Annotated in this window: 7 protein-coding genes; 6 read left to right on the forward strand and 1 reads right to left on the reverse strand. The window is 40.9% G+C overall.

Annotated elements, in window-relative coordinates:
• Positions 1-132: 132 nt before the first annotated feature.
• From F1E73_RS12730 to pyrF, 5 genes are all read left to right on the forward strand, one after another.
• Positions 133-2,319 carry a glutamine synthetase III family protein gene (locus tag F1E73_RS12730; protein WP_086478426.1) on the forward strand — a complete coding sequence of 729 codons (2,187 nt, stop codon included), beginning with the start codon at positions 133-135 and terminating at the stop codon, positions 2,317-2,319.
• 90 nt (positions 2,320-2,409) lie between these two features.
• A complete protein-coding gene (locus tag F1E73_RS12735) occupies positions 2,410-3,588 on the forward strand; it encodes an AIR synthase related protein (protein WP_150452099.1) in 1,179 nt (392 codons plus the stop codon).
• A 48-nt stretch (positions 3,589-3,636) separates the two neighbouring features.
• Entirely contained in the window at positions 3,637-4,095 is a 459-nt protein-coding gene (locus tag F1E73_RS12740; protein WP_086478383.1) for a Rieske (2Fe-2S) protein, read from the forward strand.
• Between the two features lie 400 nt (positions 4,096-4,495).
• The gene (prfA, locus tag F1E73_RS12745; protein ID WP_086478384.1) at positions 4,496-5,572 is read left to right on the forward strand and encodes a peptide chain release factor 1; all 1,077 of its coding nucleotides are present in this window, start codon (positions 4,496-4,498) and stop codon (positions 5,570-5,572) included.
• A 5-nt stretch (positions 5,573-5,577) separates the two neighbouring features.
• On the forward strand, positions 5,578-6,393 hold the full coding sequence (pyrF, locus tag F1E73_RS12750; RefSeq protein WP_086478385.1) for an orotidine-5'-phosphate decarboxylase: 816 nt from the start codon (positions 5,578-5,580) through the stop codon (positions 6,391-6,393).
• Between the two features lie 3 nt (positions 6,394-6,396).
• Here the strand turns inward: pyrF and F1E73_RS12755 are convergent, their stop codons facing one another.
• Positions 6,397-6,594 carry a hypothetical protein gene (locus tag F1E73_RS12755; RefSeq protein ID WP_086478386.1) on the reverse strand — a complete coding sequence of 66 codons (198 nt, stop codon included), beginning with the start codon at positions 6,592-6,594 and terminating at the stop codon, positions 6,397-6,399.
• 205 nt (positions 6,595-6,799) lie between these two features.
• Between F1E73_RS12755 and F1E73_RS12760 the strand changes: the two genes are divergently transcribed.
• On the forward strand, positions 6,800-7,578 hold a 779-nt coding region (locus tag F1E73_RS12760), incomplete at its 3' end, for an alpha/beta fold hydrolase (protein ID WP_150452100.1).

The following is a 7,578-nucleotide window of genomic DNA, read 5'->3' on the forward strand; positions in this document are numbered from 1 at the left end:
AAAATTAGGGGGTTAATTTTAAAAAAGTGGTTATTTTTTTTGACACCCCCATATTTTATGGGGTGTATTATTATATTTTATTTTTTAGATGGTTTATTTTGTGGATTTGTTACTTTTGTAAAAAAATTATACATGTCAAAACAAAGGTTTAGTGCCATAGCCCGTAGTAATCAGCGGAATAGGATAGAGGTTAAAGAGAAAGGAAGACGTTCAGAATATTTTGGCGTCAACGTATTTAATGAGGAAAGAATGAGGCAGTTCCTGACTCAAGAAGCCTTTGATCGAATTAAGGGGGCGGTAATGTCTGGGACTAAAATAGATCGTAAGGTAGCAGATCAGGTGGCCGAAGGAATGAAGTCTTGGGCTATTACTATGGGGGCTACCCATTATACTCACTGGTTTCAACCCTTGACCAATGCTACGGCTGAAAAGCACGATGCCTTTTTTGATCTGCCATTAAATGGTAGGGCAATGGAAAAATTTGGGGGTGGAGAGTTGGTTCAGCAAGAGTCCGATGCCTCTAGTTTTCCTAATGGTGGTATCAGAAACACCTTTGAGGCTCGCGGTTATACCGCATGGGATCCTACCTCCCCTGCGTTCCTATATGGTAATACCTTATGTATTCCCACTGTGTTTGTAGCCTATACTGGGGAAGCTTTGGATAACAAGGCACCTTTACTTAGGGCGCTGAATGCTATGGATGAGGCAGCCACGGCGGTTGCTAAATATTTTGATAAAAACGTTACCAAGGTGATTGCTACCCTAGGATGGGAGCAAGAATACTTCTTGGTAGACAAAGCTTTGGCATATTCCCGTCCAGATATTGGACTTACTGGGAGAACCTTGGTAGGGCAGTCTGCAGCCAAAGGACAGCAGTTGGACGATCACTACTTTGGGGTAATTCCAAAAAGAGTGCTCAGCTTTATGAAAGAATTGGAAAAGGAATGTACCAAATTGGGTATTCCGGTAAAAGCCCGTCATAACGAAGTGGCTCCAAATCAATTTGAGCTTGCTCCCATCTTTGAGGAGACCAATTTGGCGGTAGATCATAACCTCCTATTAATGGATGTCATGGAGAAGGTTTCGGATAAGCACAACTTTAAGGTGCTTTTCCACGAAAAACCTTTCGCTGGGATAAACGGTTCTGGAAAACACAATAACTGGTCGCTTTCTACCAATACAGGGGTGAATCTTTTAAGTCCTGGGTCTACACCCATGAAAAACCTACAGTTTTTAACCTTCTTCGTTAATACCATTAAAGCAGTGGATACCTATGAGGAATTGTTGCGCGCTTCTATCGCCTCTGCTAGTAATGACCATAGATTAGGTTCTAGTGAGGCGCCTCCTGCCATTCTATCCATATTTATAGGGGAGCAGTTAAACGAAGTGCTCAATGAGTTGGAAGGGGTTACTAAGGGGAAGTTGTCTCCAGAGGAGAAAACAGACCTGAAACTGAACGTGGTAGGTAAGATACCAGAAATACTACTGGATAATACCGATCGTAACCGTACCTCGCCATTTGCTTTTACTGGTAATAAGTTTGAGATGAGGGGGGTTGGCTCTAAGGCAAATTGCGCTAAGCCAATGATGATTCTAAACACCATTGTGGCTAAACAGTTGCAGGTGTTTAAAAAGGAAGTGGATGGACTAATAGCTAACAAGGGCCTTAAAAAGGATGAGGCTATTTTTAATGTGCTAAGAGAGTACATTAAAACCTCCAAGAGAATTAGGTTCGAAGGAGATGGGTATAGTGAAGCTTGGGAGAAAGAAGCAGCAACTAGGGGACTCAGTAATAATAAAAATACCCCACAAGCCCTTCAAGTGCTTACCTCAAAGGAAAGCCTAGAGCTCTTTAAATCCATGAATGTGATGAGCGACATTGAGGTGAAGGTGAGGCAAGAAGTGGAGCTGGAAGAGTATATTATGCACATCCAAATTGAAGGTAGGGTGTTTAACGAGTTAATATATAGCTATATTATTCCAGCAGCCGTAAAGTACCAGAATGATTTAATTGAGAATATAAATGGTCTAAAGGCTATTTATGGAGACGAATTTAAGAAGATGGCCGAAAGTCAACTGGATATTGTTTCTCGTATCTCTGGGCATTTAAAGGTTATTAAGGTAAAGACCGATGCCATGGTAGAGGAGCGTAAAAAAGCTAATCAAATGGTAGATGTTCAGGAAAAAGCCTTTGCTTATTGCGATAAGGTGAGAAGCCATTTTGATGAAATACGTTACCATTGTGATAAATTAGAGCGATTGGTGGGCGATGAATATTGGCCGCTTACTAAATACAGGGAGCTTCTCTTTATCAAATAAGATCCCTTTTCTAAAAGAGTTGTATTAAAAGCCCATAATTTATGGGCTTTTTTTAGTGGATTCTGCTATTTTTGTGCCAAATATTTGATCATGGGTTCATCTAATAGTAAACGATACAGTCAAAGAGGGGTTTCTGCCTCCAAGGAAGACGTGCATAACGCAATAAAGAATATTGATAAAGGATTGTTTCCACAGGCCTTTTGTAAAATAGTCCCGGACTATCTTACCAATGATGACGACCATTGCCTTGTGATGCATGCAGATGGTGCGGGAACAAAATCTTCCTTGGCTTATATGTACTGGAAAGAGACTGGCGACCTTTCGGTTTGGAAAGGGATTGCCCAGGATGCCCTGATTATGAATATTGACGACTTAATTTGTGTGGGGGCTACGGACAATATTATGTTGTCTTCTACCATAGGAAGAAACAAAAATTTAATACCCGGAGAGGTGCTTTCTGCCATCATCAACGGTACGGAAGAATTGATTTCCGATCTTGAAAAACACGGAATTACTATTCGTTCTACCGGGGGTGAAACGGCCGATGTGGGAGACCTGGTCCGCACCATAATTGTAGACTCTACGGTAACCGCTAGGATGAAACGAAGTGATGTTATTGATAATGCTAATATACAGGCAGGAGATGTTATTGTAGGCTTGGCATCCTTTGGTAAGGCATCCTATGAGGACGAGTACAATGGAGGGATGGGAAGTAATGGCCTTACCTCTGCAAGGCACGATGTGTTTGCCAAATACCTAGCCGAGAAATATCCAGAAAGTTATGATGCTTCCGTTCCAGAAGACTTGGTGTATTCTGGGAATGTAAAATTAACCGATGCCGTGCCAGGTGCTCCTTTGGATGCTGGGAAATTGGTGTTGTCTCCTACCCGTACCTATGCGCCCATCGTAAAAAAGATGTTGAGCAAATTCAACTCCCAGGATATCCATGGTATGATCCATTGTAGTGGGGGTGCCCAAACCAAAATTCTTCATTTTATAGATGACTTGCATATTGTAAAAGACAATATGTTCCCTATTCCACCGCTTTTTAAACTGATACAAGAGCAATCTGGGACGGATTGGAAGGAAATGTATCAAGTGTTTAACTGCGGACACCGTTTGGAGCTTTATGTAAATCCCGAGATTGCACAAGAGTTGATAGCTATTTCAGAGAGCTTTGGGGTAGATGCACAGATCGTAGGAAGGGTAGCGGAAGGAGCCCAGAAAAAGCTCACTATAAAAAGTGAGTTTGGTACCTTTGAGTATTAGAAATACTTTTTAATCAATTCCAGCGTTTTCCTTTTATAAAAGGAGGGTATGGAAAGAAAGGATTTTTTACGCACCTTGGGTACGGGGGCAGCTTTTGCGCTTGCATTTCCTTGTTTGCATGGTTGCTCTTCCGATAGTGAAGACAATTTGGATAAGAATCCAGTGGCTACAGGGGTAGATTTCACCATCGATCTAAGTACACCAATGGCAGATAATTTAGCGGAAGAAGGGGGCTTTATTTTAGTGAAGTCCAAACCATCCCTTAAGTACACCGATATCGTCGTGGCAAAAAATTTGGAGGGGAATTATGTGGCGGCTAGTCAAATCTGTAGTCATGAGCAAACGGATCAGGTGAGGTTCTATGCGGAAAAAGGGGGTATTTTTTCATGTGCTACCCATGGGTCGGAATTTAATCAGAATGGGACACCTATAAACCAGGTGACCAACAATCCTTTAAAAATATTTAAGACCCAGCTTACAGATACTATCTTGCGGATTTTTGACTAGGTCAAGGGTTCTCCGTCTGAATGCAGGTAATATAACACGCTTTTTATATCCAGGAGCGTATCGCTTGGTGGCTTATATTAGGACTATTAATATCTCATATGTTTTCGTCTATTACAAATCCGTATTAGCAGCCTAACTGCTTGTTCTACCATGGATTGCCTTTCTCTTTAAATTAATCATGGTGGCTGTCTTGTTTACCATTAATTGCGTGTGTTCTAGTGGTTTTGGAGGAGAGTGTAACTGCGGATTTCATTGCAGAGCAATTTTTAGGAGGGCGATATTTAACAGGCGAAATTGGAATTTGGGAAGAAATCCGGATAAAATGATCCTATCTATTGAAAGGGAATTGGGGGTTATGTTCAAATTTATCGTAAATTCGCATAACGATAGAAGTTAGTGTATGATTGATAAATTAAATATAGTAAAACAGCGTTTTGATGAGGTTTCAGACCTTATCATTCAGCCCGATATTATTTCGGACCAGAAGCGGTATGTGGAGTTGAATAAGGAGTATAAGGACCTTAAGGAGCTGGTTGATAAAAGAACGCAATACATAGAAATCACCAATAATATTGCCGAAGCAGAAGAGATCTTAGCAGATGGCAGTGATCCGGAAATGTCCGAAATGGCCAAGATGCAGTTAGAGGAAGCCAAGAGTAAACTGCCTGGCTTGGAAGAAGAGATCAAGTTAATGCTGATCCCTAAGGATCCAGAAGATTCCAAAAACGTAGTGGTTGAGGTTCGCGCCGGTACCGGTGGGGACGAAGCCAGTATTTTTGCTGGGGATTTGTTCCGGATGTATACCAAATACTGTGAATCTAAAGGATGGAAAACCAATGTGATAGACCTGAGTGAAGGTACAAGTGGTGGCTATAAGGAGATTCAGTTTGAGGTTACCGGGGAGGACGTATATGGTACTTTAAAATTTGAGGCAGGGGTACACCGAGTACAGCGGGTACCACAAACCGAAACGCAGGGCAGGGTGCATACCAGTGCAGCAACCGTGATGGTATTGCCCGAGGCTGATGATTTTGATGTGCAAATAGACCCCAAGGATGTACGTGTAGATTATTTCTGTTCTTCAGGTCCAGGAGGGCAGTCGGTGAACACCACCTATTCTGCAGTGCGATTAACCCACGTTCCCACCGGATTGGTTGCGCAGTGTCAAGATCAAAAGTCGCAGCACAAGAACAAAGAAAAAGCCTTTAAGGTATTGCGTTCTCGTTTGTACGATTTGGAGTTGGCTAAGAAGCAGGAAGAGGATGCTGCTAAAAGAAACTCTCAGGTGAGTAGTGGTGACCGCTCGGCAAAAATTAGAACATATAACTACCCTCAGGGCAGGGTTACAGACCATAGAATTGGTTTAACCTTGTACGACTTGCAGAATATTATGGGCGGGGATATCCAGCGTATAATCGATGAGCTGAGCATGGTAGAAAATACAGAAAAATTAAAAGAGGCTTCCGAGATATTCTAATAACAATGACCACCCAATTTTTAGTTGAACAGATTCGGAAGAAAGAATCTTTTTTATGTGTCGGTTTAGACACCGACCTCGATAAAATTCCAGCACACCTCTTAGAGGAGGAAGATCCTATTTTTGCCTTTAACAAGGCTATCATAGATGCTACACATCACTTATGTGTGGCATACAAGCCTAATATGGCCTTTTATGAGGCCTATGGTATTAAGGGGTGGCGTGCATTGGAGAAGACTATAGCCTATTTAAATACCCATTATCCAGAGCAATTTACTATTGCAGATGCCAAACGAGGCGATATAGGGAATACGGCCACTAGATATGCCAAGGCTTTTTTTGAAGACCTCGGTTTCGATTCCGTGACCATTGCACCCTATATGGGTAAAGATTCCGTAGAGCCGTTCCTGGAGTTTAAAGAGAAGCATACCATACTATTGGCATTAACTTCCAATAAAGGGGCGTTCGATTTTCAAACTAAAATGGTAAATGGCCAGGAGTTGTATAAAGAGGTTTTAGAAACCTCCAAATCCTATGTAAATTCAGAAAACCTGATGTATGTGGTGGGGGCAACAAAAGCTGAGTATTTGAAAGAAATACGCACTATTATTCCTACTAGTTTTCTCTTAGTTCCTGGAGTGGGGGCCCAGGGAGGTAGTTTGGAAGAGGTGTGTAAGTACGGAATGACCGATGATATTGGGCTTTTGGTGAACTCTTCAAGGGGAATTATCTATGCGTCTAATGGGAAAGATTTTGCTGAAGCCGCCGCGAAGAAGGCAGAGGAGCTGCAAACGCAAATGAGTCTGCAGCTCAAAAAATAGAGACTATTTTGAGAGCTTTTTCAATAAGGCATTAATGCGTTCCGCCTTGCATTCTAGAAATTCTGCCAATTGGGTATTGGTGTATTTTAACTGGGATGCTTTTTCCATAAAATTACGGTATTGTAGTTCTAACAGCGGAACGGCATTGGCGCCCATGTTTAATTGGGTAACACTTCCTACCCTGCAATTTTGATTCTTCATAGTTTTTTCATTTTTATCAATTTATTTCCTTCAAATATACACCTAAATTAGGTGTTGAAATGCACCTAAAAACGTGTATATGGTTAAAAATCAGTTAATTTGATTTTAATTTAACCTTAAATTAAAACCCTAAGCCAAGTTTGGTTACTTTTGATGTTTATTTGGTTTGTAATACCAATAGATACCTTATAAATTTAGTTTAGAATTGATCAGTTACACCACGTATCTCCATAAGTCTTCTAGCAAGTGGGTCACATTTGTGCACGGAGCAGGAGGTAGTTCTACCATATGGTACAAGCAATTGCGGGAGTTTAAAAAGCACTTTAACGTGCTTCTTTTGGACTTAAGAGGACATGGTAATTCCAAGTTGCATTTAAAAGATGCCTTTTTGGATAAATATACCTTTGATACCATAACCAATGATATCCTGGAGGTTATAGACCATGAGAAAATCCAAAAATCCCATTTTATAGGTATTTCCTTGGGGACTATCCTTATTAGGAATTTGGCGGAAAAACACCCTTGCCGGGTAGAAAGTATGATAATGGGGGGAGCCATTATGAAGTTGAACTTTAGGTCTCAGGTGCTTATACGCCTAGGTGTTATTTTTAAGTCTATAGTTCCTTATTTGTGGTTGTATAAATTTTTCGCATTTGTAATCATGCCTAATAAAAACCACAAGGAATCGCGCTTGTTATTTGTTAGGGAGGCTAAGAAGTTATATCAAAAGGAATTTATTAGATGGTTTAAGCTTACCTCGGAGATTAATCCTTTGTTGCGATTTTTCAGGTCGGTAGATATCAATATCCCTACCTTGTATATGATGGGGGAGGAAGATTATCTGTTTTTGCCCACGATAAGGAAAATGGTTTCCCAGCACCCTTCATCTTCTTTGGTGGTAGTAGAAAAATGTGGCCATGTGGTAAATGTAGAGCAGCCATTATTCTTTAACGAAACGGTTGTTAAATACTTGTTGGATAAATA

The organism is Arenibacter lacus, from assembly GCF_008711145.1.
Taxonomy (GTDB): Bacteria; Bacteroidota; Bacteroidia; order Flavobacteriales; family Flavobacteriaceae; genus Arenibacter; species Arenibacter amylolyticus.